The following is a 22,319-nucleotide window of genomic DNA, read 5'->3' as shown; positions in this document are numbered from 1 at the left end:
GCGGACTCCTGTTCAGGCGGTGTGCGCGGGGCGCAGCAGGTTGGTGTCGAAGCCGGCCTCGCGCAGCACCTCGTCGGTGTGCTCGCCGATGGCCGGGCAGGGGCGCAGCGGCGGGACGGGGTCGGCGGAGTAGCGCACCGGGCGGGCGATGGACCGGTAGACGCCCTCGGTGGGGTGCTCGACCTCGGTGAGCAGGCCGCCTTCGCGGGCGTACGAGCTGGCCGTGGCCGAGGCGATCGAGTGCACGGGAGCAGCGGGGATGCTCACGCGGTGGCAGAAGTCCTGCCAGGTCGCGGTGGTGTGCTGCCGGGCGAGCTCGTCCAGTACGGGGTAGAGCTCGTCGGCGTTGGCGGCGCGCGTGGCGCGGGTGGCGAACCGCGGGTCGTCGGCGAGTTCGGGGCGGCCGGCGAAGGTGGTGAAGTCGCGCCAGTTGCGGTCGCTGTGCGGCAGGATGCACATCCAGCCGTCGGCGGTGCGCTGGGCGCGGCGGGCGCGGCTCATCGAGCGGGGTGCGCCGAAGGAGCCGTCGGGCTCCAGCACGGCCTCGCCGAGGTGCTCGACGAGGTTGAAGGCCATCATCACGTCGGCCATCGGCACTTCGATGTGCTGGCCTGCGCCGCCGTTGGCGCGGTGGTGCAGGGCGGCGAGCACGGACTGGGTGATCTGCAGGCCGCAGATCTTGTCGGCGAGCAGGGTCGGCACGAAGTGCGGTTCCCCGCTGGCCTGTTGGTTGAGCCAGACCAGTCCGGAGACGGACTGGATGATGTCGTCGTACGCGGCGAGGGTGCCGAGCTCGCTGTCGCTGCGGAAGCCCTGGGCGTTGACCTGGATCAACTCCGGGTTGACGGCGGCCAGTTCCTCGGGGGTGAGCCGGAGCCTGGCCAGGGCCTGCGGGCGGATGTTCGTCAGGAACACATCGGCGGTGCGGAGCAGCGCGAGCAGCGCCTCCCGGCCGTGCGGGGCCTTCAGGTCGAGAGCGACGCTGCGCTTGTTGCGGTTGAGGTTGAGGGCCGCACCGCCCATTCCGGGGTGGCGGATCGGCGGGTAGCTGCGCGTCATGTCGCCGACGGGCGGCTCGACCTTGATCACGTCGGCGCCCAGGTCGCCGAGCTGCTGGGCCGCGTACGGCACCATGATCACGCTGCCGAGTTCGATGACGCGGACACCGGCGAGCATTCCTGGCTTCGGCATTTCGCCTCCGTTTCGAGTTCGTTCGGTGAATCCAGGAAAGCCCGAACAGGCGGCCCGTGGCCAATACCGATGCGCCTATGGCAATCCGGGGCCCGGCATATCGCTGCAGCTCAGCGGCCCTCTATATGACGGACCATATAACCACCGCCTGGAACTCGTATTGGACCGGACCGAAGGGGCGCGGCTTTCCTGAAGGCAGCAGAAGTCCTCCGGAAAGGATCCCGGTCATGCCACGCACTCCCCATGACGTACTCGACGGCCTCTACCGTGAACTCGGCGTCGGCGCCGCGGACGCGGGCGGCAAAATCACCATCACCGGCGCCGACCCGGTCACCCCCTCCGTGCACCGGATCGGCGACGCCGCCGCGGCCGCGCTCGCGGCGCTCGGGACGGAGGTCGCCGCGCTCTGGCGGGAGCGCGGCGGGGACGGGCAGGACGTCACCGTGTCGGTGGAGTCGGCCGTGCACCAGCTGATGGCCGCGTTCCTGACCAGCGTCAACGGCGTTGCCGTCACCGCACTCGCCGAGGACCCGAACCTACTCGGGAACAGCGACTTCTACCGTGCCGCCGACGGCCGCTACGTCTACGTGCTGCTGAGCTACCCGCATCTGCGCGACACGGCGTGCGAGGTCCTGGACTGCCCGCCCGATCGGGAACGGATCACGGACGCCGTCGCGCACTGGGACGCCTTCGCGCTGGAGGAGGCGATCTGCGCGCGGGGCGGCACCGCCATCGCCGTACGGACGCAGGCCGAGTGGCGCGAGCACCCGCAGGGCCGGCTGCTCGACCAGGGCCCGCTGATCCACATCGACAAACTGGGCGACAGCGCGCCCGAGCCCTTCCCCGGCGGGGCCGAACTCCCGCTCTCCGGCGTGCGCGTGCTGGACAACACGCATGTCATCGCCGGCCCGATCGCCGCCAGGATGACCGCCGAGCTGGGCGCGGACGTACTGCACCTGTCCTCCCCCGCACACCCCGACCCCAACGGGATGATCATCGAGACCGGGATCGGCAAGCGCGCCGCCTTCTGCGACCTGAACGCCCCCGGCCAGGCGAAGGCCTTCCGCCGGGTCCTGGCGGAGACGGACGTGTACGTGAGCAACTACCTGAACCTGGACACCAAGGGCTTCGGTCCGGCGGCCCTGGCCGAGGAGCGGCCCGGACTCGTCCTGTTGGACTTCCACGGCTGGGGCACGACCGGACCGTGGTCGCGGCGCGGCGGATTCGACCAACTCGCCTGTGCGGCGAGCGGGTTCTCCGCCGAGGAGGGCTCCTTCGACGGGCCCCGGCTGCCGCCCACCTATCTGCTCAACGACTACCTCGCGGCGATCCTGGGCGCGGCCGGGACGGTGGAGGCGCTGCGCCGCCGGGCCCGCGAGGGCGGGACCTGGCGGGTGCACGTGGATCTGGCCAAGGTCTCGATGTGGGTGCAGGACCTGGGGCTGCTCCCGCGCTCGCAGGTCCGCGACCTGCCCGCCCCCGACCCCACCGACGCCGCCGGCCGGCTCACCACTGTCGAGGGCCCGTTCGGCAGCACCAGCTATCTGCCGACACGCATCGCGTACTCCACGCTGCGCCCCCGTCTCACCCGCAGCGCCGAGCCCCTGGGCGCCTCCGCCCTGGCCTGGTGATCCCGATGCGCGCCGACGACATCCCCGACCTGCTGCTCACCACACCGGTGAACTCGCCCGCCTATCCGCTGCCCCCGTACCGCTTCACCGACCGTGAGTACCTGACCATCACCTACCGCACCGACCCCGACGCCCTTCGGCGCGTCGTCCCCGAGCCGCTGGTCGTGCCCGAGCCGCTGGTCCGCTTCGAGGTCATCCGGATGCCGGACGTCACCGGCCTCGGCGCCTACAGCGAGTCCGGCCAGCTTGTCCCGGTCGAACTCGACGGCGAGCAGGGCGAGTTCAGTCTGGCGATGTACGTGGACAGCGCACCGGCCATCGCCTCGGGGCGCGAACTGAGCGCGTACCCGAAGAAGGCGGGATCGCCCCGCCTGTACGTCGACGGCGACACCCTGATCGGTACCCTCGACCACGGCTCGCTGCGGGTGGCCACCGCGACCATGGGCTACAAGCACCAGCCGCTCGACCCCGCCCGGGCCCGCTCCGAACTCGCCACGCCCACCTACCTGCTGGGTATCGACCGCGGATTCGACGGCGCTCCCCTGCGCTGCGAACTCGTCCGCACCCGGATCACCGATCTCACCGTCAAGGGTGCCTGGTCCGGGCCCGCGCGGCTCCAGCTCTTCGAGCACGCGCTCGCACCGCTGGCCGATCTGCCCGTACGCGAGGTCGTGCGCGCCACCCATGTGCTGGCCGACCTCACCCTCGCCCCCGCCGAACCCGTGCATGACTACCTCAAGAAGGTGCCTTCCGCATGAGCCCCATCCGCGCAACCGTCGTCGGAGCCGGCCTGATCGGCGCCTCCTGGACCGCCCTGTTCCTGGCCTGCGGCCTGGAGGTCACCGTCTGCGACCCGCGCCCCGACCTGGACGCCTACCTGGACACCGAACTCGCCGCCGGTGAACCGGCCCTGCGCGAACTCGGCTTCGACACCGCGCACCTGACCGCGCGCCTGCGCCTGGAGCCCGACCTGGCCCGCGCTGTCGCGCAGGCCGATGTCGTACAGGAGAACGGCCCGGAGCGGCTGCCGCTCAAGCAGGAGCTGTGGCAGCGCATCGAGCAGTACGCCCCGGCGGACGCGCTGCTGGCCACCTCGACCTCCGGCATTCCGGCCACCGCCATCGCCGAGGCCCTGCGCAGCCCCGAGCGGCTGGTAGTGGGGCATCCCTTCAACCCGCCACACCTGATCCCGCTGGTCGAGATCGTCCCCGGCGCGCTCACCTCGGCCGAAACCGTCGAGAAAGCAAGGCAGTTCTACGCCTCGCTCGGCAAGCAGCCCCAGGTGCTGCGCAAGGAGGTCCCCGGGTTCGTCGCCAACCGGCTGCAGTCCGCGCTGTTCCGCGAGGCCGTGCACCTGGTGGCCACCGGTGTGGTGACCGAGCAGCAGCTGGACTCCATCGTCACCTCCTCGATCGGCCTGCGCTGGGCGGTGGACGGCCCCTTCCGCTCCTTCCACCTGGGCGGCGGTCAGGGCGGACTGCCCGACTTCCTGGCCCACCTCGGACCCCAGATGGAAGCCGCCTGGCCGGCCCTCGGTACTCCCTCCTTCGACGAGCCAACGCTCGCCCTGCTCATCGCCCAGGCCAAGGAGTTCCTGGCCGAGGGCAGCGTCACCGAACTGGCCGCCGAACGCGACCACCGCCAGATCGCGCTGATGCGCGTGCTCGACGAGAACTGCCCCCTCTCCCGCAGCTGACCCCCGTCTCCCGCAGCTGACCCCCGATTCCGGCAAGCACCCTGGAGCAGTCATGTCCCTGTCCGACAGCATCGCCAAGGCGGTCGCGAACCCCGCGACCGACGACGTCTTCGACATCCACACCGCGCTCGACGAGGTACTCGGCACCCTCGGGCTGAACCGCGCCGACACCGGCGGGAGCTTCACCTTCCGCGGCGCCGACCCGATCGTGCCCAGCACGCTGCGCCTGGGGGCGGCCACCTCGCTCGCCCTCGCCGCCAAGTCCGCCGCGGTGGCGGCCCTCTGGCGGCAGCGCGGCGGGCGCGGCCAGGACATCTCGATGGACCTGCGGGTCGCCCCGCACCGGCTGTGCCCCTTCTACGACCAGAAGTGGGAACTGCTCAACGGCTACCCGGGCGGCGCGCCGTCCGTCCCCACCCTCGCCTTCGTCAACGGCTTCTACCGCACCGCGGACGACCGCTGGGTGATGCCGCTCAACCCGTATCCCAACCTGCGCATCGCCGCCGAGCGCCTGCTCGGCGTGCCCGAGGACCCCGATGCGGTCGCCGCGGCGATCGGCGGGTGGCGGGCCGCCGAGCTGGAGGAGGCGGCCGAGCGGGCCGGGGTGGTGCTGCCGATGATCCGCACGCCCCAGGAGTTCCTGAAGGAGCGGCAGTTCACCGAGGTCCTCGCCGGCATGCCGCTGGTGGAGATCACCAGGATCGGCGACAGCGACCCCGAGCCGCTGCCCACCGTGGGCGCGGGCGCGACCGCCCCGCTGGCGGGCGTACGGGCGCTGGGCATGGGCCACATCATCGCGGGCGCGGGGGCCGGCCGCGCACTGGCCCTGCACGGCGCGGACGTACTGAACCTGTGGCGGCCGGGCGAGCTGGAACACCCGGTGACGTACAACACGACCCAGGTAGGAGTCCGCTCGGCCACCGTGGAGCCGCGTACCGCAGAAGGTGCGGCGGTGGTACGTGAACTGCTGGCCGGGGCCGACGTGTTCTACGCCAACCGCCGCCCGGGCCTGCTCGCCTCGATGGGACTGTCCGAGGAAGAGGCCATCGCCGTGCGCCCTGGCCTCGTCCACGCCACCGTCTCGCTGCACGGCACCACAGGCCCCTGGGCGAACCGGATCGGGTTCGACCAGACGGCCGGTTCAGTCGCGGGCCTGCTCCACCTGGAGGGTGACGGCGACCGTCCCGCACTCCCGCCGATCACCGTGGTCAACGACTACCTGGTGGCCTGGTTCCTGACCGCAGGCATCGTCGAGGCGATGCGGCGGCGTGCCGTGGACGGTGGCTCCTACCGCGTCCATGTCTCGCTCACACGCGTCGCGCTGTGGATCCTCTCGCTGGGCGTCTTCGACAAGGCGTACGCCACGGCCGTCGCCGGAACCGGCGACGAGCACGCCTACCTGGCCCCGGAGACCTTCACCGCCCGCACCCCGCTCGGCGACTACCAGGGCGTCACCGACCAGATCCGGATGTCCGAGACCCCTGGCGCGTACCGCCACGTACTGCTGCCGCGAGGATCCTCCCGCCCCGCGTGGGAATCCCCGGCCCGCGCCTGAGCCCGGCGCCGCCCGGACCGCATCGTGCCGAAGTGGCGGAAAGCATCCCGAGCCGAGAGCAGATCTATGCCAGCTCTCGACTGCAGCACTCCCCGGGCGTGGACGACGCCAAGCCCGGGTGGTTGCAGTCCTGGTTGCATTCACCCTCGGCCACCATCGTTCGCAACCCGGCAAGTGCGCCGCTCCACCGCAGCTCAGGACACCTGCGGCCATACCCGGGCGGCCGGACGAACAGTTGGAAAGCGTGTTGGGGGCAACCCCTCACGAGTTCGAATCTCGTATCCTCCGCACCCGCCCGCCGGGGCAGACGAAGGGCCCGACCGTACTGCGGTCGGGCCCTTCGTCGTCGTGTGGTTGCAGTTTTGCAGGCGAGCATCCCGATGAGCAGGATCACGACGGGGCCGACCACGGAACGCCCTCGGCGGGTTCAGCGGCACAGGGCGGTGTCCACGGCGCGTTCGAGATTCCTCCGGCCCGCCTCGTCGGTGACCTGCATCGTGACCGCGACGTTGGCGGCGCGGCCGTCGTCGGTGGCGCCGCCCCGGGTCTCATACCCAGGGAAGCTTCCGCCGTGGCCCCAGGAGAGGCCGCCGCACGGCAGCGGCCGGCTGACGAGTCCAAGTCCGTAGCGGGCGCCGGGGCCGAAGGTCGCTTCGGCGGGGACGGTGGAGCGCATCTGGGCGAGCTGGGCCGAGGGCAGGAGGCGGCCGGCCAGGAGTGCGCTGAAGAAACGGTTGAGGTCGGTGCCGGTGGAGACCAGCTGGCCTGCCGCCCAGCCCCAGGAGGGGTCGATCTCCGTGATGTCGCGCAGCGGCGTGTCCGCCGATTCCCGGTAGTAGCCATGGGGGTGGGGCTCCCGGATGCTCGCGTCACCGGGAGCGGGGAAGTAGGTGTGGCGCAGCCCGGCTGGTCGGACGACGCGCCGGTCGATCTCCTCGGCCAGGGGACGGCCGGTGACCTTCTGGACGATCAGTCCGGCCAGCACGTAGTTGGTGTTGCTGTACTTCCAACTCGTCCCGGGGGCGAAGTCGGCCGGGTGCCGGAGGGCTGTAGCGAGCAGTTCGCGGGGGGCGTAGTACCGGACGTCGTCCCCGAGGTAGTCGCTGTAGTTGGGGAGTCCGCTGGTCTGCTGGAGGAGATGGCGGACGGTGATGCGGCGCCCGTCGATCCCCTCCCCTCGGACGAGGCCGGGCAGGTAGGTGTCGACGCAGGCCTCCAGGTCCACCCTCCGCTCCGCGACGAGCTGGAGGACGACGACGGCGACGAACGTCTTGGTGTTGCTGCCGATCCGCACCTGCCCGTCGACGGGTACCGGTGCGCCGGTGGCCAGGTCTGCGACTCCTGCGGTGTAGGTCCGGGTGCGGCCGTTCCGGTCCTGGACGCTCGCCAGCGCGGCAGGCATCCCGTCGTCGCGCACCAGCGCGTTCAGGCTCCGCTGGACGGAATCCTGCCTGGCGGCCAAGGCCTGGGGCGCCGACAGGACGCCCGGCGTCATGACGCCGATGGCCAGCGCGGCGGCGGCCGACAGGGCCCGTCGCCGCCGAAGTCCTTGCCGTGCCTGTCCACGCATGAGTCAACTCCTGGGGAATTGCTGGATCGTCGTTCGGGTCGCCCGGGCCCGGCGAGCCAGGCCCGGGCAGGGGTCGTGCCTCAGCCGCACAAGGCCCTGTCCACGGCGTCCTTCACGTGCTGCGTGGCCGCCTCGTCCGTCGGGATGGTGGTGACCGCGACGTTGGCGGCGCGGCCGTCGTCGGTGACACCGCCCCGGGTCTCGTACCCCGCGATGTCGCCGCCGTGGCCCCAGTAGACGCCGCCACAGGACAGCGGCCTGCTCGTCAGCCCCAGCCCGTAGCGGAGGCCTGAGGCCCCGGCGGGGACGGTCGTGCGCATCTCGGCGAGCTGGGCCGCCGGGAGGAGGCGGCCGGCGAGGAGCGCGGTGAAGAAGCTGTTGAGGTCGGAGTTGGTGGAGATCAACTGGCCTGCGGCCCAGCCTGCGGAGGGGTCCAGCTCCGTGAAGTCGCGCAGCGGTCCGTCCGCCGGGTTGCGGTGGTAGCCCTGGGGGTGCGGCTCTCGGATGGTCGTCTCGCCGGGGGCGGGGAAGTAGGTGTGGCGCAGCCCGATCCGCTTGATGATGCGCCGGTCCATCTCCTCGGCGAGGGGGCGGCCGGTGACCTTCTGGACGATCAGGCCGGCCAGGACGTAGTTGGTGTTGCTGTACCCCCACTTCGCTCCCGGAGCCGCGTCGGCCTTGTAACGGAGGGCGATGTCGAGCAGCTCGCGGGGCTCGAAGTACCGGTTCCTGATCTCGTCGTCGTCGAGGTGGATGCCGTAGTCGGGGAGTCCGCTGGTGTGCTGGAGGAGCTGGCGGACGGTGATGCGGCGCCCGTCGATCCCCTCGCCGCGGACGAGGCCGGGCAGGTAGGTGTCGACGGTGGCGTCGAGGCCGATCTTTCCTTCGCCGACCAGTTGCAGGACCACGACCGCCGTGAACGCCTTGGTGTTGCTGCCGATCCGTACCTGGCCGTCACTGGGCACCTTCGAGCCGGTGGTCAGGTCGCCGACTCCTGCGGCGTAGGTCCGGGTGCGGCCGTTCCGGTCCTGGACGCTCGCCAGCGCGGCGGGCATCCCGTCGTCGCGCACCAGCGTGTTCAGGGCTTGCTGGACGGCATCAGGCCTGGCGGCGGCGGCAGCGGAGGCGGCTGCGGAACCGGAGGCCGAGGCGGCGGGCGGGGCGAGGGCGCCCAGCGTCATGACGCCGATGGCCAGCGCGGCGGCGGCCGACACGGTTCGTCGCCGCCTGCCGTCCTGCTGCCGGGTCGAGGAACGAAGGCCCTGCCGGGTCTGAGTACGCATCAGTCATCTCCTGGGGAATCGTTTGGTCTGGGCACGATCCTGGTTTCCAGGGCCCTCTGCCCGCATCGCGGGAAGGCGGGAGAAATCGCTCCCCCGATCGGGGGAGGCTGCCGGTGGGCTGCCCGACGATACTGGCGACCATGATCAGGGGAATCCGGCCGCTGCTGCGCGGCTCCACGTATTCGGGTGTGCTGTTCGCCTATTGCGGCGCGCTGGCGAGCCTTCCGCTGCTCCCTTTCGCCCTGTTGCCGGCACTGTCGTGGCGATCCGCTCCCGAGAGCATGCAGATCGTCCTGGTGCTGCTGGTCTGGGCGGTGCTGGTCGGCATGGTCGGACTGGCGGGCCCCGTACGGCGGGCGCTGGTCGTGTCCGCCCGCCGGCTACTGCGGGTGTCGCTGCCGAATCCGGTGGCCGGTCGCCGGACCTCTGGTTCACACGGCCTCGACCGCTGGCGGACCCCGATCTGGCTGGTGCTGCACGTGGCCGTCGGGTGGACGGGGGCACTGGCGAGCGGGGTGCTGTTCATCATGGGCCTCTCCCTGCCGGGGAACTGGCTCGGCGGCGAAGCTCGGGTGAGTCTGTTCGGCACGTCGGTCCGGGTGTCGGGCGGGTGGAGCTGGGTGGTGGCGGCCGTGTGCATCCTGTTGGCGGTGGCCGTCTGCGTACTGGTGACGAAGGCCCTGCGGTGGTCGGCGCCGCGGTTGTTGGGCCCGTCGGCGGCCGAGCGGCTCGCGCTGGCTGCCGAGCGGGAGCTGCTGCTGGCCGAACGCAACCGGATCGCTCACGAGTTGCACGACTCGATCGGGCACACGCTGACGGCGGCCACCATCCAGGCGGCGGTGGCGGGCGAGGTGCTCTCCGCCGACCCGGCGGCGGCGCGGGCTGCCATGCGCAGCATCGAGGAATCGACCCGGGCCGCACTGGAGGACCTGGACTACGTGCTCGGCGTGCTGCGTGAGGAACAGTCAGGAACAGCGCCGACCCGGACCCTGGCCGACCTCCCCGAGCTGCTGGACCGTCTGCGGCACGCGGGGGCGGTGGTGGAACCGGCCCTGTCGGGCGAGCTGGCGCAGGTGCAGGGGACGCTCTCCCGGGCGGCGTACCGGATCCTCCAGGAGGGGCTGACGAACGCGCTGCGCCACGGGGCGGGCGGCCCGATCGAAGTCCGGGTGGCGGCCGGGCCGGACGGACTGGATCTCACGGTGGTCAACCGGACCGGGGCACGGACGGGCCCGGGCCCGGGTGCCTTCCCGACCTCCGGCCACGGTCTGCCCGGACTGGCCGAGCGCGTCCGGCTGCTGCACGGTGAGTTCCGGGCCGGCCCGGACGGGACGCAGCACTGGCGGCTGGCCGTCCGGCTGCCGGTACGGGTCTCGGCGTGAGTGGATCCGAGGCGGGCGAAGGCATGGCCCTCCCCGCCGCCACCAGCCCCACCGTCACCCTCCTGATCGCGGACGACGACGAAGTGACCCGCAGCGGCCTGCGCATGCTGCTCGCCGCACAGCCGGGGATCACGGTGGTCGGCGTGGCCGCCGACGGCGTCGAGGCGGTCGAACGGGCACGGAGCCTGCGGCCGGACGTGGTCCTGATGGACGTCCGGATGCCGCGTCGCAACGGGATCGAGGCCACCCGCCACCTGCTGGCCGAAGCGGCCGACCCGCCGAAGGTCGTGGTGATCACCACCTTCGAGAACGACGGCTACGTCACCGCCGCCCTCAGCGCGGGCGCCAGCGGCTTCGTCCTCAAGCGGCTTCCGGTCCGCCAGATCGCCGAGGCGGTCCGGGTGGTGGCGGCGGGCGAAGCGGTCCTCTTCCCGGCCGCACTGGGCCGCATGGTCGCCGCCCGCCCGCTGGGCTCCGCCGAGGCCCTGCCGCAGGCCGCCCTGACCGGCCGAGAGGAGGAGGTGCTGCGGTTGATGGCCACCGGCCTCTCCAATCCGGAGATCGCGGAGTCCCTCACGGTGAGCCTGGAGACGGTCAAGACCCACGTCGGAAACGTGCTGACCAAGCTCGGCGCGCAGAACCGGACCCACGCGGTGGTGATCGCGTACGAATCCGGCCTGGTGGTTCCGGGCTTCGCCGGCTGACCAATCCGAACGGCACCCAACCGAGACAGCTCAACGCGATCCCGGCTACGCATCGGTTGCAGTTCTGGTCGCGTTCACCCCCGTCCAGCACCGTTCGGAGCCGATCCAGCCAGCCGCTCCGCCGCAGGTGAGGACGCTCACGACCGCCGCCGAACGGCCGGACGGACAGGTGGAAAGCGTGTTGGGGGCAACCCCTCACGAGTTCGAATCTCGCATCCTCCGCCTCCGCCCACCTGGGCAGACGAAGGACCCGACCGTTATGCGGTCGGGTCCTTCCTCGTTTGTGGTTGCAGTTTTGGTTGCAGTTCTCGCCTCAGCCGGCTTCTCGCCCAGGCTGCAGCACGCAGCCCCTACCTCGCTGCGGCACCGGCCTGTCAACGCCGGCTCGACAGAGCGATCCGGCCCTATACGGTTGCCCGGTGGCGTTGCCCACGACGAGCGCGGACCGGACCGAAATCCCCTTCTGGCCCCTGCTGTTCAACAACGTCATCCTGCGCTCGATCGCAGCGACGACGTCCCCGAAGAGGCGAAACGCGCCCGGGCCGACGACGGTCGGCGCCTGGCCGTGAGGCCCGGGGCTGGTCTCGGTTTTCGTCTCGTTCACCCCCGTCCGGTCGGGTTCACCCTCCACCAAGCGGTCCGCTCCGCTGCAAGTCAGGACGGGACGGGTGTGAACCCCAGCGGACACCGTTCGGGAGGACTGGAAAGCGTGTTGGGCACAACCCATCACGATTTCATCTCATATCCCCTGCCTCGCCCACCAGGGCAAAGTATGGCCCCGTCTTCTGCCATTCAACTGAAGTCCACGGGGTGGATCGCGTCCTAACGTTCAACGCCGGGATCCTGCGGTCCACTCTCTTGCTAGGCGATCGCCGAACAGGGCCTCAGGACCTACGGGATCCTACCGATGTCTCCGGATCAGAAGCCTGTCTGCGCGATCGCGTAGGGCACCAGTGCCCGTCACGTGTTTCAACGAGAGATTGGGCTCAGATGAGACTGAACTTCTCCAGTTCGCCGTACTGGCGGATGTTGTCCGGATGGATCGCGGCGGTGGCGCTGGTCGCCGGCGCCGCCGTGGCGTTGACGCCCGCACGGGCACTCGCCGTCGCTTCACCCATTTCCCTCGGCACGGCGAGCAGTTTCGCGGTCCTGGGCGGTCAGTCGGTCAGCAACACCGGTCCTTCCGTGATCACCGGAGACCTCGGGGTGAGTCCCGGGACGGCCATCAGCGGGTTTCCGCCCGGCATGGTGAACGGAACCATCCACTCGGCGGATGCGGTCGCCCTGCAGGCCCAGAGCGACCTGACCGTGGCCTACAACAACGCCGCCAGCCAGCCCAAGGACGCCAGCCTCACCTCGCCGGGAGACCTCGGCGGCCTGACGCTGGTCCCGGGCGTCTACAACGCCTCCTCCTCCATCGGGCTCACCGGAACGCTCACCCTGGACGCGGGTGGGGACCCGAACGCCGTCTGGGTGTTCCAGGTCGGATCGACCCTGACGACCGCTTCCGCCAGCCGGGTGAACCTGATCAATGGTGCTGCACCCTGCAATGTGTTCTGGCAGATCGGAAGCTCCGCCACGCTCGGCACCAACTCCACCTTCGTGGGCAACATCCTGGCCCTCACGTCGATCACCGTGACCACGGGGACGACCATCGACGGTCGGGCCCTGGCCCGGAACGGGTCGGTGACGCTGGACACCAACACGATCACCCGTGAGACGTGTGCCGGCGGGACGACCGGTGGTACCACGGGCGGGACCACCGGCGGCACGACCGGCGGGACCACCGGCGGGACCACCGGCGGCACGACCGGCGGGACCACCGGCGGCACGACCGGCGGGACCACCGGCGGGACCACCGGCGGCACGACCGGCGGGACCACCGGCGGCACGACCGGCGGCACGACCGGCGGCACGACCGGCGGCACGACCGGCGGCACGACCGGCGGGACCACCGGCGGCACGACCGGCGGGGAATGCCCGCCCGAGCCGTGCCCGCCCGAGCCGTGCCCGCCGGAGCCGTGCCCGTGACGGTGACTGCGAGGCGGTCGTCCGCTCGGTGAAGGGTGGCCTCCAGCGGCACACGACGAATCTCGTGCAGATCGTCGCGTGCCGCTTGGGGGCGGCACCGGGCAGGCATTCAGAAGATCACAGCGGCCACTGTGCGAGGGGAGCAACGACGATGGAAACGACTGGGCGCGACACCTTGGCCGGCGCCGTCTGCCCGCAGGATGTGGAGGTCCCGTTCTCGGGACCGGTCCACGACCCGGTCACCGCCGACAGGGTGCCGCACGTGCCGCCTTCGGCCGGGGAATTCGGCGGGCCCCCCGGCTTTGCAGATCTGCCGCGCCCACTGCGGGCGTCCGTGGGCATCGCTGCGGCCCTGTGTATGGCGGTCGCTCTTGTCCACGTGGTCATGGTGTTTCTGTACGTCGCCCCTCCGAACGAAGTGTCGCAGCGCTACCGCAAGCAGATCAACGCCTGGATCCACCCGCTGTTCGAGCAGAACTGGCGACTCTTCGCCCCGGACCCGCAATCGGTCACCCAGCAGATTTCCGCGAGGACCCTCCACACCTCTCCCGAGGGCAGCCGCGAGGTCAGCGACTGGTTCGACCTGACCGCCGTCGACGACGCCGCCATCAACCACAACGCTTTCCCGAGCCACACCTCCCAGAACATGCTGCGCCGCGCCTGGGACGCCTACGCCGCATCACACGGGAACGACGACCAATCGAAGTCAGAACGAGCCCTGATGCTGCAGAAGTACCTGCGCAACATCGCAGTGAACCGTGTATCCGCCGACCGGCACAACGCATTCGAGGACATCCAGTTGCGGGTGATCACACGGCCGATCGCCGCCGGCACATCAGCCGGCCGCCGTCCGAACACACCGGCCCAGACCAGGTACCTGCCCTGGTGGAAGGTGGCATCCGATGGAAACTGAGCAGGCACCCCGCGTGGCCCCCGCACCGCACCAGCCGGCCGCACAAGCCGCGGCCGCGCACGCGCAGCGGCTGCTCGATGGCCTCGGAGCGCCGCGCACCGTCCTGACCAGGCCGCCGGTCTCCCTCTACGCAGCGGCGGTGCTGCGCATCGGGTACGGGCTGCTCTACCTCGCCCTCCTGCTGAGGGAGTTCCCGCACCGCAACGAGATCTGGGGTCCTGGCTCACCGTGGACGCCCGCGCTGGCCTCCGAGCTGTTCCACCAGACGGACTGGTCCAGCATCCTGACCCTGTCCGACAGCCAGGCGTACTTCGAGGCCTGCTACGCACTGGCTCTGATCGCCTCCGTGCTGTTCGTGCTCGGCTGGCACACCCGGGCCGTGTCCGTCCTGTTCGCGTTCGTGGTCGCCTCCTTCCACGCCAAGGCCATCTTCATGACGGACGGAGGCGACAACCTCATCCTGCTGATGGCCCTGTACCTGCCTTTCACCGCGTGCGGCCGTCGGTGGTCCCTCGATGCGCGCAGAGCCCGGATCCGATCATCCGCGGGCAAGGCCGAACGACCGGCAGGAAGCCGCGGTCCGCGCGACCCGGTGGGACACCTCGGGTACGCACGCCAGCTCTTGACGACGGTGCTGCACAACTGCGGCATGTTCGTCATCGCGGCTCAGGTCTGCTTCCTCTACGGATCCGCAGGGCTGTACAAGGTGCAGGGCGGCTCCTGGGGAAGTGGAACCGCCCTGCACTACGTCCTGAACCTCGACCTGTTCCGGCCGTGGCCCGCTCTGTCGCTCCTGGTGGACAGCCGTCCGATGCTGGTCGCCGTCGCGAGCTATGCGACCGTGCTCCTGCAAGTGGCATTTCCGTTCGTCCTGTTCGGCAGGTACAAGTACCTCGTGCTCGCCCTGCTCCTCGGCATGCACGTGGGCATCGCGGTTCTCCTGGGACTCCCGGTCTTCTCCGGAGCAATGATCATTGCGGATGCCGTGTTCCTGCCGGACCGATTCTGGACGTTCGTGGGACACGCGTGCCGGCGCACCGGCGAACAAACCGGAGGCAGGGTGGGGACGTTGTCGACGGCAGAAGCTTCGCCCGCACCGCCACAGACCGGATCGGCCGGCTGAAAGGCCAGCCCCTCAAGACAAGGACGGCGGAGCATGCCCGTCACCGTGTCGCCAGTGATCGTCTACGACGGGAGCTGCGGCTTCTGTCGCGCGGTCATCCGCTTCCTCGTGCCGCGCCTGGCCCTGGCCGGCGTGGTCCAACCCTGGCAAGGCGCCGATCTGACGACCTACGGGCTGACCGAGGACCAGGCCAGGACCCGGATGTGGTTCGTCCAGGGCGACCAATGCCACGGCGGCGCCGCCGCCTTCGCAGCCTGGGCCCGGACCGGCAACGCCGGCGCCCGTGCCGCCGGGCGCCTGCTGTCGCTGCCCGGAGTCACCCGGATGGCAGCTGGAGCCTACTGGCTCGTCGCCAGGAACCGGCATCGGATCCCGGGGCCCTGGGAGCGCACATGCACGCTCTGAGCAGCCAGTGTGCTGGACCCGACAAGGGCGCCTGGGCCTGAGATGGGCATCGGGGCCACGGGCCGGCGCTCCCCGAGTGGGCCCAGGTCGACATCGACAGCCCACCCGGGCACCCCCGGCCACGGGTGGCTGCTCGTCCGACGCAACCGGTGCCCCGGTGAACCCGTCTTCCGGCACTGCTACTCGCCCCGCCCGCTCCCGCTCACCAAGCTGTCAGGGTGACCGGACGCCGCCGGACCGTCGAGGAGACCTTCCGAGCTGCCAAGGGGGGGAGCAACGGCCGCAGCGCCGACCGGCGGCAGAAGGCGGCCACCGTGCGGGGATCACCACCGAGCCCGGCCGCAGCGCACCCCGCCCGTCGCGCTACGTTCAAGGGCGACGGAAGTTGCGGCACGAACTGGCCGTCGCCCTACGGAGCGGACGCGCCCCCCGCAAGCACTCGACCTGTCCGTCCAAACCCCCGCCACCTGGCCACCGTCGCCGACCAGCGCAACCGCCGCCCCACGCAAGACGCTCGGCTGGTAAGCCCTGCCGAGTCCCTGGCCGAACTCCTCACGGCCCGCACAACCGACCACGCGTGGCAACGACTCCGGCGAGACCGCCACCGGGCCTTCGTCGTCTCGTGGTTGCGGTTTCGGTTGCGCGGCCCCTGTCCGAAGGCCGGACCGCGAAAGCTGCCGCTGCGAACATGGCGGGTCCGGGCCGGACCGAGAGTAGCCTGGGTATCACCGAAGGCACTTCGCATGCCGGCAGCGGATACTGGCGTCGTCTCCGGCGAATGGCAATGCCGGACCCGACCTCTCTGGCCGAGCCCGGAGACAGGTCTCGATCATGACCACGACGCTCGATCGTGCGACGACGCTCACCGCCCCGGAACCCGCCACACGGCTCTCCCTCACTCCCAGCGATGTGCGGCGCGGCCGTCTGGACGGAGCCTGGTGGCCCCGCTCGCGTGATCTCCTTCTCGAAGTCCCCTCTTTGGCCGCCGCACTCGACGGGCCGTGGGGCAGGGTCACCCGGATCACCGTGAACCCCGCGCAGTGGCCGGTCATCCCCCGCCGCATCCCGGTCACCGGGCACATCGTCCACGCCGGCTGGTTCACCACCGAGCAGGACGAGCACACGATCGCGGTGTTCTCGTACGCACCGCGCAGACTGACCCTGCTGGTCGTCCCGCCGGAGACGGATGCCACCGATGCCGCCCGGCTGATGGCCGCGGCAGCCGACCCGGCGAACACCGGGCCCGCGAGCGCCCTGCTCGCCGCGCAGACGAGTGGTGGTGCGGCAGGGCCGACGTCCCGTTCCGACTTCCTGCCGTCTGCCGTCGCCCCCTCCGACGAGGCCGGTGAGGCCGGACGACGGGCGGATGTCGCCCGCGACCGGGCAGCCTCCTGGCCGGTACCCGCGTAGTAGTGAGGACGGCGGCCCCCGGCCCGCGCCCGCCGCGGGCCGGGGGCGTCACTCGCGTGACCACTCGGCCTCGGCCTGGGGTGGGCCGGCGGCGCTCTCCCCTTCCCAGAGGCGGATCCTGACCGCCCGGGGGCCGGGAGCAGGTTGCGCGAGCGTGCGCACGAACACCTCCCGCAGGTGATTGGCCGCTCGCTGGGGCGGCCCGTCGTACTCCAGCGGATTCCTCATCGGAGCGCCGCCCTGCCGGGACCAGTGGCCGTCATCGTCCTGGGTCTCCAAGACCCATCGGTAGTGCCGCATCCTGGCCTCCCGCGCCGCCGATCCCGTCCCCGGGAATGACGGTAGGGGCGGGGCGGACCAACCGCGACCGGGAGACGTCGCCTGCTGCGACCGGCCCGCCGGACACACCGGCCCGGCCGGGGGTCGGACCGGCGGAAGATCACCCCAACAGGCTGCGGCCACGAGGTTTGCCCCCGCCGCACCCGCCAATACGCAGGAGGGGTCCTGTTGGGCCGCACACCCGTCAGCGGCCCCGAGCGACACCAAGGAGACCGAAATGGCACTCGTGTTCTTCCTGATCATCGTGGCCATCGTGCTCGGGCTGGTCGGCGTCGTCGCGAAGGACCTGCTCTTCCTGCTGTTCATCGGCATCGCTGTACTGATCGTCGCGGTGGTCCTCTCCGCCGTTCGGGTCCGGCACGGAGGCCGGTCCGCGCGCCGCTGAGCACCCCAACCCAGCGCCCGCCCGAGGCCTGCGGTCCGCCCGGAGCCGACTGCTGTCAGTACTCGGAGCCGCTTCGCAGATAGGTGCCCACGACCTGGAGCCACGCTCCGGGGCTGAAGCACGCCTCGATCCGGTGCGGGGCGTCCTCGAAGACCCGCAGGACACGAAGCGCCCCGCTGGGGTGCAGGTCGTACTCGAAGGTGACGCCGTCGTCCGTGCCGTCCTCGTACTGCAGGTCCAGCGGCCCACTCGACGGCTCCGCCGGCGCCCGGGCCTCGGCCGAGAGTTTCACGTAGACGGACATCCCACCGCCCCTGCCTCTTCCTGCTCCTTCCGAGGGGCCGGCCTGCGATGCCGGTCCTCTCAAACCGCTTCGATCGGCGGCGCGGAGCCGACGCCGGTCGAAACGAGGATCTGCCGTGCCGAGTCGGTTCCACCGGCCTCGACCGCACGTGCCATCGCGGCCAGGGCTGCCTCCTGAGCCGCCTGCGGGGGAACGACGAGCAGGCTGAAGTGATCGCGGTCACCCCGCGTGACGATCACCGTGTCGTCGCCGACCGGGTATCGGTCGATGTGCACCGGCCGCCCGTCGACGACCAGCCGGGCCGGCACGTCGTCCCAGGCGTCCGCGTCCAGCCCCACGCTCACCACGGGGCCCAGGTGTTCGGTCAACGCCCTGACCAGGCCGGGCAGTTCAGCGACGACATCCCGCGAACGCGGCCACCAGGCGCCGTCCAGCGCGCCCTCCCGCGACCGTGTGGTCGCCAGGCGCAGCAGGACCGTCCCCGGCTTCGCGGCCTGCCGCAGCCGCTCCGGAAGAAGGCCGTAGTGCGAGGTACCGGATTCATCCGACATGGCACGCCACCCATCCGCGGACACACGCCCCGTCCGCTACCGCGAAGGCGGTCCTCCGTCGCTGCCGACCGATCGAGCCGTTCCGACATTCCCACGGTACTCCGCCCGCTCGGCCCCGGGCCGGTCCGTCCACCGTGGCCCGTGCACCCGCGATGGGGGAAGGTCGGCACCCAGGAGTGATGCGAATGAGACGTCGTCCCCACCGCGCGGGGGAGGCCTGATGCGACCAGTTCTGGTTGCAGTTCTGGTCGCATTCACCTCCGTCCGCGCCGTTCAGAGCCCTGTCGGCGGATTACTCCACCGCAGGCCAGAACCGGTCCGGCCGTCCCTGGACAGTCGGACGAACAGTTGGAAAGCGTGTTGGGGGCGACCCCTCACGAGTTCGAATCTCGTATCCTCCGCGAAGGCCCGGACCACACGCGGCCCGGGCCTTCGTCGTCTCCTGGTTGCAATTGCCTTTCCACGAGCCGAGCTCGGCCTGGACCTCCCTCCCATGGCGCCCGAATCCGGGACTTCAGCAGGGCGTCGATCACCCGCCCGTGATCGCACTACCGCCTGCCCGGCCTGGGCGCCCGGTCCGGCAGGACAGCTCGATCTCGAGCCCGCTGCGGTCCGTCGTCCGACCGTTAACTGAGCCGCGTCCCGTTCGCCGGGTCCAACAGGCGGCGCAGGGCGGTCGGGGTATGACCGAGGTGCCGGCGGAGGGTCCGGGTGAGGTGGGCCTGATCGGCATAGCCGAGGTCGGCGGCGAGGACACTGAGGCTGGCCTCGCCGGCCTCCAGGCGGTCGAGGGCGCGGCCGATGCGGACGCGGTGGCGGTAGTGGGTCACCGAGACGCCGAGTTCGCGTGGGAAGGCGCGGCTCAGGCGGTAGGGCGAGACACCGAGCAGGCCGGCGAGGGAGAAGAGGGTGGCGGAGGCCGGGTGCTCGTCGGTGATCGCCTCGCGGGCGACGGCGACGAGCGCGCGGTCGCGGGCCGAGGACCCGGCCGCGCGCGTATGCCCGGGCACCGTACGGGCGACAGCGGCCGCGAGCAGGGCCAGCAGTTCCTCGGTGACGGCGTAGTCGACGTCCCCGGAGCGGGCGGCCGCGAGCATGCGCCGGTGGGCGAGATCGAGCGGAGGATCGACGTAGACCGTCCCCGCCGAGGGCCCGTTCCCGTCCCCGGCCAGGGAGCGCCAGAGCGTCGGCGTCACGCTGATCGACGTGCAGTGGTCGCCGCCCGCGGGATGGGCGAAGCTCTCCTCCTCCCCCGGGGTGCCGAGGTAGGCGAGGCTCGTGTCGAGGTCGACAGCCGCGCCGGCGGCCTGGCGTCGGAAGCGGCCGCGCCGCACCAGCACCACGCGGTAGTCGCCGCGGACTTCGGGAGGTGACCAGCGGGTGTGGTCGCTGCGGCAGGCGACCGCGCTGATCTCGAAGCCGGGCCGGGTGGCGATGGGTCGGGCGGAGAGCACGGTCCGCACGGTACGCGGCGGGTCCGACAACCTCACCCCGCAAGGATGTTCAAGACCCGGGCGGGGCGGCCGGGCGAGGCTCTTCCCCGAAGCCCTCGGGGCTTCCGGCCGTTCACGATTTCGCGATGTCAGGAGACCGCTCATGCCCGCTCTCGAACAGCTCACCACCGCGGTCGTCGACTGCGCCGGCCCGGCCGCGCTCGCCGGCCCCCAGGGCCACCCCTTCTGCCTGATTCCCACCGCCACGGCCGCCAACTGACCGCCCGAGACCTACGGAGAACCCCCATGGCAACCATTCACCGAGACGTCCCGATCGACGCCGCCCCCGAAGAGATCTGGGCAGCGATCCGCGACTGGGGTGAGGTCCACCGGCGACTCGCCCCCGGCTTCGTCACCGACACCCGCGTCGAAGGCGACGTCCGAGTGGTGACGTTCGCGGACGGCACGGTGGTGCACGAGCTCATCGTCTCGCTGGATGACGACGCCCGGCGTATCGCCTACGCGCTGGTGGGCGGCTCCCTGGACGTCGTCCACCACCACGCCTCCATGCAGGTGTTCGCCGAAGCCGGCCGCCGCAGCCGGTTCGTCTGGATCACCGACCTGCAGCCGCACGGCTTGGCGGAGCCCATCGCCGCAATGATCGACCAGGGAATCCGGGTGATCCGGCGAACCCTGGAGGCCACTGCCACCCCCGCTTCCTGATGACTTCGGAGTCCCACGCCGTGCCGGTGGAGGGGAGGTGCGCGGCGTAGAGCCGGCTGGAGCAGGCGGTTGAGGTGCTCGCGCTCGGCCTCGGTCCGGGCGGCGAGGAATCGGTCTGCTCGGCCGCGCCGCGGCGGCGATCGCCCCGACGAGGGCATCGGCGAACCCGAGCCCCTGCGGCACGAGCTCGCCGGTGCCTGGTCCCGCCGGATCGACCGGGAGCACCGCCTCGTCGACGTCCTCGACGGGCAGGCCGACACCCTGTGCGTCATCGCCTGCCGTGACCACTGCGGCAAGCTGAGCACGCCCAGGAGAGACACGGCTCAGACCAGCCCGGTGGCGAGTAGACCAGCGACCCGGTCCGTGGTGAGCACGCCGAGGATGTAGCCGTCCTCGTCGACGACGGGCCAGACCGCCAGGTGCTTGATCCGCATCGCGAGCGCGGCCAGCGCCAGCCCCATGGTCGGCCACGTGAACGGGCCGCGCTGGTGCGCGGTGGCGCTGATCGCGGTCCGCTCGGCATCCCAGGAACGGGTCAGGAACGGGTGGAGCCCGGCGCGGGTGACCAGTCCTTCGCACCGGCCGTTGTGGTCACGCACGAGCAGGTACTCGACGTGGGCGCTGTGGAAGATGTCGTTGGCCTGGTCGACGGTGCGGTCGTCGGCTATCTGGTAGTCGCAAGGGGCCATGGCGTCGGCGACCGTGAGGCCGTGGCCCGGGCGTGGCGACTGCGGGGAATGAGTGGTCACGGTGGACACCGTTCCCGTCTCCGGGCTCACGCGAGGCTGTCCGGAACGTCCTTCACCCAGAACGAAGCCGGAACGGGTACCGGGATGCGGAATGCCCTGGATGTCTTCGAGCCTACTCCTGCGGTCGGACGGCCCCTGGGAGGTCGCCGCGGAGTACCGTGGAAGACAGCCGAGGACATTCCGGATATCGGCATCCGCGCTGGTGTCGCCCTGGGTCATGATGGGTCCTTCGCGGACCGGACGGGCGGCCCCGCATGATGCCGATCCCCCTCCCCACCCCTTCCTCCTCCGGGCCGTGGTCCGTGCCCGCGGTTCCGCTGCTGCCGCGCCTGGTACTGGAGCCGACGATGACTCGGGAGGGGATCTTCGACGGCGCATGGTGGCCCCGCTCGAACCACGTCCTCGCCGAACTGCCGGACCTGATCACCGCGCTCGGCGCCCACCTCGGGCGCATCGTCCGGGTCGGCCTGGACACCCCGGCTTGGGACGAGGTTCCCCGCTCCCTCGTGGTGAACGGCCTCATGGTCAAGATCAACTGGTTCGCCGGCAGTAACGCGACGGTCAGCGTCACCCGGGGTTTCCAGGACCACTTCCTCCTCCTGGTGGTCCCGCCCGGCACCACCACGGAGAACGCTTCCTCGGCGATGGCGGGAGCCTCAGCGACCGGGAACCACACCCCGGCGGCAGAACTCCTGCTCGATGAGCAGTCCGGCATCTGACGGTGCCGGAGCGCTGAGCGGCGCGCCGGTCTCCGACGTGAAGACGTAGCCCTGGTCCGTCCAGAGGTCACGGACGAGGGCCCGCTCACGAGGTCACGGACGAGGGCCCGCTCACGCGACGCCACAGGCGATGCCGACGCCCTTCCACCGGGGCCCGAGCACCTCGCCCTGACGCAGACCGAGGCCGAGCGCGAAGATCCAACGGGCGGACTCGCGGCGCTT

Annotated in this window: 23 protein-coding genes; 15 read left to right on the top strand and 8 right to left on the bottom strand. The window is 71.2% G+C overall.

Annotation, left to right across the window (positions count from 1 at the left end):
• Nucleotides 1-12 precede the first annotated feature (12 nt).
• Nucleotides 13-1,191 (bottom strand): CaiB/BaiF CoA transferase family protein, encoded by a 1,179-nt coding sequence (locus PUR71_RS13900; protein ID WP_329927278.1) that lies wholly within the window; start codon nucleotides 1,189-1,191, stop codon nucleotides 13-15.
• A 227-nt stretch (nucleotides 1,192-1,418) separates the two neighbouring features.
• Between PUR71_RS13900 and PUR71_RS13895 the strand changes: the two genes are divergently transcribed.
• From PUR71_RS13895 to PUR71_RS13880, 4 genes are read left to right on the top strand one after another with little or no spacing between them, the layout of a single operon-like run.
• Nucleotides 1,419-2,822, top strand: a complete 1,404-nt coding sequence (locus PUR71_RS13895; RefSeq protein WP_329927277.1) for a CoA transferase — start codon at nucleotides 1,419-1,421, stop codon at nucleotides 2,820-2,822.
• Between the two features lie 5 nt (nucleotides 2,823-2,827).
• Nucleotides 2,828-3,580, top strand: coding sequence for an acetoacetate decarboxylase (locus tag PUR71_RS13890; RefSeq protein WP_329927276.1), 753 nt, complete (start codon nucleotides 2,828-2,830; stop codon nucleotides 3,578-3,580).
• Complete coding sequence (locus PUR71_RS13885) at nucleotides 3,577-4,518, top strand: 3-hydroxyacyl-CoA dehydrogenase NAD-binding domain-containing protein (protein ID WP_329927275.1); 942 nt, start codon at nucleotides 3,577-3,579, stop codon at nucleotides 4,516-4,518. Before PUR71_RS13890 ends, PUR71_RS13885 begins: the two co-directional genes overlap by 4 nt.
• A gap of 52 nt (nucleotides 4,519-4,570) precedes the next feature.
• Nucleotides 4,571-6,073, top strand: a complete 1,503-nt coding sequence (locus PUR71_RS13880; protein WP_329927274.1) for a CoA transferase — start codon at nucleotides 4,571-4,573, stop codon at nucleotides 6,071-6,073.
• A gap of 427 nt (nucleotides 6,074-6,500) precedes the next feature.
• Here PUR71_RS13880 and PUR71_RS13875 read toward each other — a convergent pair whose 3' ends face one another.
• Together PUR71_RS13875 and PUR71_RS13870 are read right to left on the bottom strand one after the other, a co-directional pair.
• Nucleotides 6,501-7,643 (bottom strand): serine hydrolase domain-containing protein, encoded by a 1,143-nt coding sequence (locus PUR71_RS13875; protein WP_329927273.1) that lies wholly within the window; start codon nucleotides 7,641-7,643, stop codon nucleotides 6,501-6,503.
• An 80-nt stretch (nucleotides 7,644-7,723) separates the two neighbouring features.
• Nucleotides 7,724-8,926, bottom strand: a complete 1,203-nt coding sequence (locus tag PUR71_RS13870; RefSeq protein ID WP_329927272.1) for a serine hydrolase domain-containing protein — start codon at nucleotides 8,924-8,926, stop codon at nucleotides 7,724-7,726.
• A gap of 140 nt (nucleotides 8,927-9,066) precedes the next feature.
• On the opposite strand from PUR71_RS13870, the gene PUR71_RS13865 reads away from it, so the two are divergent.
• The gene (locus PUR71_RS13865) at nucleotides 9,067-10,308 is read left to right on the top strand and encodes a sensor histidine kinase (protein WP_329927271.1); all 1,242 of its coding nucleotides are present in this window, start codon (nucleotides 9,067-9,069) and stop codon (nucleotides 10,306-10,308) included.
• 23 nt (nucleotides 10,309-10,331) lie between these two features.
• A complete protein-coding gene (locus PUR71_RS13860; protein ID WP_329927324.1) occupies nucleotides 10,332-11,012 on the top strand; it encodes a response regulator transcription factor in 681 nt (226 codons plus the stop codon).
• Nucleotides 11,013-11,998: 986 nt separating this feature from the next.
• Here PUR71_RS13860 and PUR71_RS13855 read toward each other — a convergent pair.
• On the bottom strand, nucleotides 11,999-12,130 hold the full coding sequence (locus PUR71_RS13855) for a hypothetical protein (protein ID WP_329927326.1): 132 nt from the start codon (nucleotides 12,128-12,130) through the stop codon (nucleotides 11,999-12,001).
• Between PUR71_RS13855 and PUR71_RS13850 the strand changes: the two genes are divergently transcribed.
• From PUR71_RS13850 to PUR71_RS13825, 6 genes are all read left to right on the top strand, one after another.
• The gene (locus PUR71_RS13850) at nucleotides 12,087-13,043 is read left to right on the top strand and encodes an ice-binding family protein (RefSeq protein WP_329927323.1); all 957 of its coding nucleotides are present in this window, start codon (nucleotides 12,087-12,089) and stop codon (nucleotides 13,041-13,043) included. The genes PUR71_RS13855 and PUR71_RS13850 overlap by 44 nt on opposite strands.
• Before the next feature lie 151 nt (nucleotides 13,044-13,194).
• Nucleotides 13,195-13,956: a DUF5819 family protein gene (locus PUR71_RS13845; RefSeq protein WP_329927270.1), complete on the top strand. Its 762-nt coding sequence runs from the start codon at nucleotides 13,195-13,197 to the stop codon at nucleotides 13,954-13,956.
• Nucleotides 13,946-15,079 (top strand): HTTM domain-containing protein, encoded by a 1,134-nt coding sequence (locus PUR71_RS13840; protein ID WP_329927269.1) that lies wholly within the window; start codon nucleotides 13,946-13,948, stop codon nucleotides 15,077-15,079. Before PUR71_RS13845 ends, PUR71_RS13840 begins: the two co-directional genes overlap by 11 nt.
• 33 nt (nucleotides 15,080-15,112) lie before the next feature.
• Complete coding sequence (locus PUR71_RS13835) at nucleotides 15,113-15,484, top strand: thiol-disulfide oxidoreductase DCC family protein (protein ID WP_329927268.1); 372 nt, start codon at nucleotides 15,113-15,115, stop codon at nucleotides 15,482-15,484.
• 831 nt (nucleotides 15,485-16,315) lie between these two features.
• Nucleotides 16,316-16,894: a DUF5994 family protein gene (locus tag PUR71_RS13830; RefSeq protein ID WP_329927267.1), complete on the top strand. Its 579-nt coding sequence runs from the start codon at nucleotides 16,316-16,318 to the stop codon at nucleotides 16,892-16,894.
• Nucleotides 16,895-17,450: 556 nt separating this feature from the next.
• On the top strand, nucleotides 17,451-17,618 hold the full coding sequence (locus PUR71_RS13825) for a hypothetical protein (protein WP_329927266.1): 168 nt from the start codon (nucleotides 17,451-17,453) through the stop codon (nucleotides 17,616-17,618).
• 55 nt (nucleotides 17,619-17,673) lie between these two features.
• Here PUR71_RS13825 and PUR71_RS13820 read toward each other — a convergent pair whose 3' ends face one another.
• The 3 genes from PUR71_RS13820 to PUR71_RS13810 form a co-directional block, all read right to left on the bottom strand.
• Nucleotides 17,674-17,922, bottom strand: a complete 249-nt coding sequence (locus PUR71_RS13820) for a hypothetical protein (RefSeq protein WP_329927265.1) — start codon at nucleotides 17,920-17,922, stop codon at nucleotides 17,674-17,676.
• Between the two features lie 59 nt (nucleotides 17,923-17,981).
• Entirely contained in the window at nucleotides 17,982-18,473 is a 492-nt protein-coding gene (locus PUR71_RS13815; RefSeq protein WP_329927322.1) for a DUF5994 family protein, read from the bottom strand.
• A gap of 626 nt (nucleotides 18,474-19,099) precedes the next feature.
• Nucleotides 19,100-19,927 carry a helix-turn-helix domain-containing protein gene (locus PUR71_RS13810; RefSeq protein WP_329927264.1) on the bottom strand — a complete coding sequence of 276 codons (828 nt, stop codon included), beginning with the start codon at nucleotides 19,925-19,927 and terminating at the stop codon, nucleotides 19,100-19,102.
• 285 nt (nucleotides 19,928-20,212) lie between these two features.
• Here PUR71_RS13810 and PUR71_RS13805 point away from each other — a divergent pair, with 285 nt between their 5' ends.
• Both PUR71_RS13805 and PUR71_RS41270 read left to right on the top strand, forming a co-directional pair.
• Nucleotides 20,213-20,629: an SRPBCC family protein gene (locus tag PUR71_RS13805; protein ID WP_329927263.1), complete on the top strand. Its 417-nt coding sequence runs from the start codon at nucleotides 20,213-20,215 to the stop codon at nucleotides 20,627-20,629.
• A 69-nt stretch (nucleotides 20,630-20,698) separates the two neighbouring features.
• Nucleotides 20,699-21,016 carry a type II toxin-antitoxin system YoeB family toxin gene (locus tag PUR71_RS41270; RefSeq protein ID WP_443077440.1) on the top strand — a complete coding sequence of 106 codons (318 nt, stop codon included), beginning with the start codon at nucleotides 20,699-20,701 and terminating at the stop codon, nucleotides 21,014-21,016.
• Here PUR71_RS41270 and PUR71_RS13795 read toward each other — a convergent pair.
• Entirely contained in the window at nucleotides 20,953-21,378 is a 426-nt protein-coding gene (locus tag PUR71_RS13795) for a CBS domain-containing protein (protein ID WP_329927262.1), read from the bottom strand. The two genes, PUR71_RS41270 and PUR71_RS13795, sit on opposite strands and share 64 nt — an antisense overlap.
• A gap of 254 nt (nucleotides 21,379-21,632) precedes the next feature.
• On the opposite strand from PUR71_RS13795, the gene PUR71_RS13790 reads away from it, so the two are divergent.
• The gene (locus tag PUR71_RS13790; protein WP_329927261.1) at nucleotides 21,633-22,097 is read left to right on the top strand and encodes a DUF5994 family protein; all 465 of its coding nucleotides are present in this window, start codon (nucleotides 21,633-21,635) and stop codon (nucleotides 22,095-22,097) included.
• Nucleotides 22,098-22,319 lie beyond the last annotated feature (222 nt).

It is taken from the genome of Streptomyces sp. SP17BM10 (assembly GCF_036322405.1).
Taxonomy (GTDB): domain Bacteria; phylum Actinomycetota; class Actinomycetes; order Streptomycetales; family Streptomycetaceae; genus Kitasatospora.
The sequence above is the reverse complement of the archived record's forward strand: the minus strand, read 5'-3'. Positions and strand labels throughout refer to the sequence as shown.

Bases quoted from the DNA above. Each gene is read 5' to 3' on its own strand.
- PUR71_RS13830 (WP_329927267.1), top strand. From the start codon at position 16,316: ATGACCACGACGCTCGATCGTGCGACGACGCTCACCGCCCCGGAACCC.
- PUR71_RS13790 (WP_329927261.1), top strand. From the start codon at position 21,633: ATGATGCCGATCCCCCTCCCCACCCCTTCCTCCTCCGGGCCGTGGTCC.
- PUR71_RS13865 (WP_329927271.1), top strand. From the start codon at position 9,067: ATGATCAGGGGAATCCGGCCGCTGCTGCGCGGCTCCACGTATTCGGGT.
- PUR71_RS13900 (WP_329927278.1), bottom strand. From the start codon at position 1,191: ATGCCGAAGCCAGGAATGCTCGCCGGTGTCCGCGTCATCGAACTCGGC.
- PUR71_RS13840 (WP_329927269.1), top strand. From the start codon at position 13,946: ATGGAAACTGAGCAGGCACCCCGCGTGGCCCCCGCACCGCACCAGCCG.
- PUR71_RS13825 (WP_329927266.1), top strand. From the start codon at position 17,451: ATGGCACTCGTGTTCTTCCTGATCATCGTGGCCATCGTGCTCGGGCTG.
- PUR71_RS13885 (WP_329927275.1), top strand. From the start codon at position 3,577: ATGAGCCCCATCCGCGCAACCGTCGTCGGAGCCGGCCTGATCGGCGCC.
- PUR71_RS13870 (WP_329927272.1), bottom strand. From the start codon at position 8,926: ATGCGTACTCAGACCCGGCAGGGCCTTCGTTCCTCGACCCGGCAGCAG.
- PUR71_RS13835 (WP_329927268.1), top strand. From the start codon at position 15,113: ATGCCCGTCACCGTGTCGCCAGTGATCGTCTACGACGGGAGCTGCGGC.
- PUR71_RS13875 (WP_329927273.1), bottom strand. From the start codon at position 7,643: ATGCGTGGACAGGCACGGCAAGGACTTCGGCGGCGACGGGCCCTGTCG.
- PUR71_RS13805 (WP_329927263.1), top strand. From the start codon at position 20,213: ATGGCAACCATTCACCGAGACGTCCCGATCGACGCCGCCCCCGAAGAG.
- PUR71_RS13895 (WP_329927277.1), top strand. From the start codon at position 1,419: ATGCCACGCACTCCCCATGACGTACTCGACGGCCTCTACCGTGAACTC.
- PUR71_RS13855 (WP_329927326.1), bottom strand. From the start codon at position 12,130: ATGGGTGAAGCGACGGCGAGTGCCCGTGCGGGCGTCAACGCCACGGCG.
- PUR71_RS13820 (WP_329927265.1), bottom strand. From the start codon at position 17,922: ATGTCCGTCTACGTGAAACTCTCGGCCGAGGCCCGGGCGCCGGCGGAG.
- PUR71_RS13860 (WP_329927324.1), top strand. From the start codon at position 10,332: ATGGCCCTCCCCGCCGCCACCAGCCCCACCGTCACCCTCCTGATCGCG.
- PUR71_RS13845 (WP_329927270.1), top strand. From the start codon at position 13,195: ATGGAAACGACTGGGCGCGACACCTTGGCCGGCGCCGTCTGCCCGCAG.
- PUR71_RS13815 (WP_329927322.1), bottom strand. From the start codon at position 18,473: ATGTCGGATGAATCCGGTACCTCGCACTACGGCCTTCTTCCGGAGCGG.
- PUR71_RS13880 (WP_329927274.1), top strand. From the start codon at position 4,571: ATGTCCCTGTCCGACAGCATCGCCAAGGCGGTCGCGAACCCCGCGACC.
- PUR71_RS13890 (WP_329927276.1), top strand. From the start codon at position 2,828: ATGCGCGCCGACGACATCCCCGACCTGCTGCTCACCACACCGGTGAAC.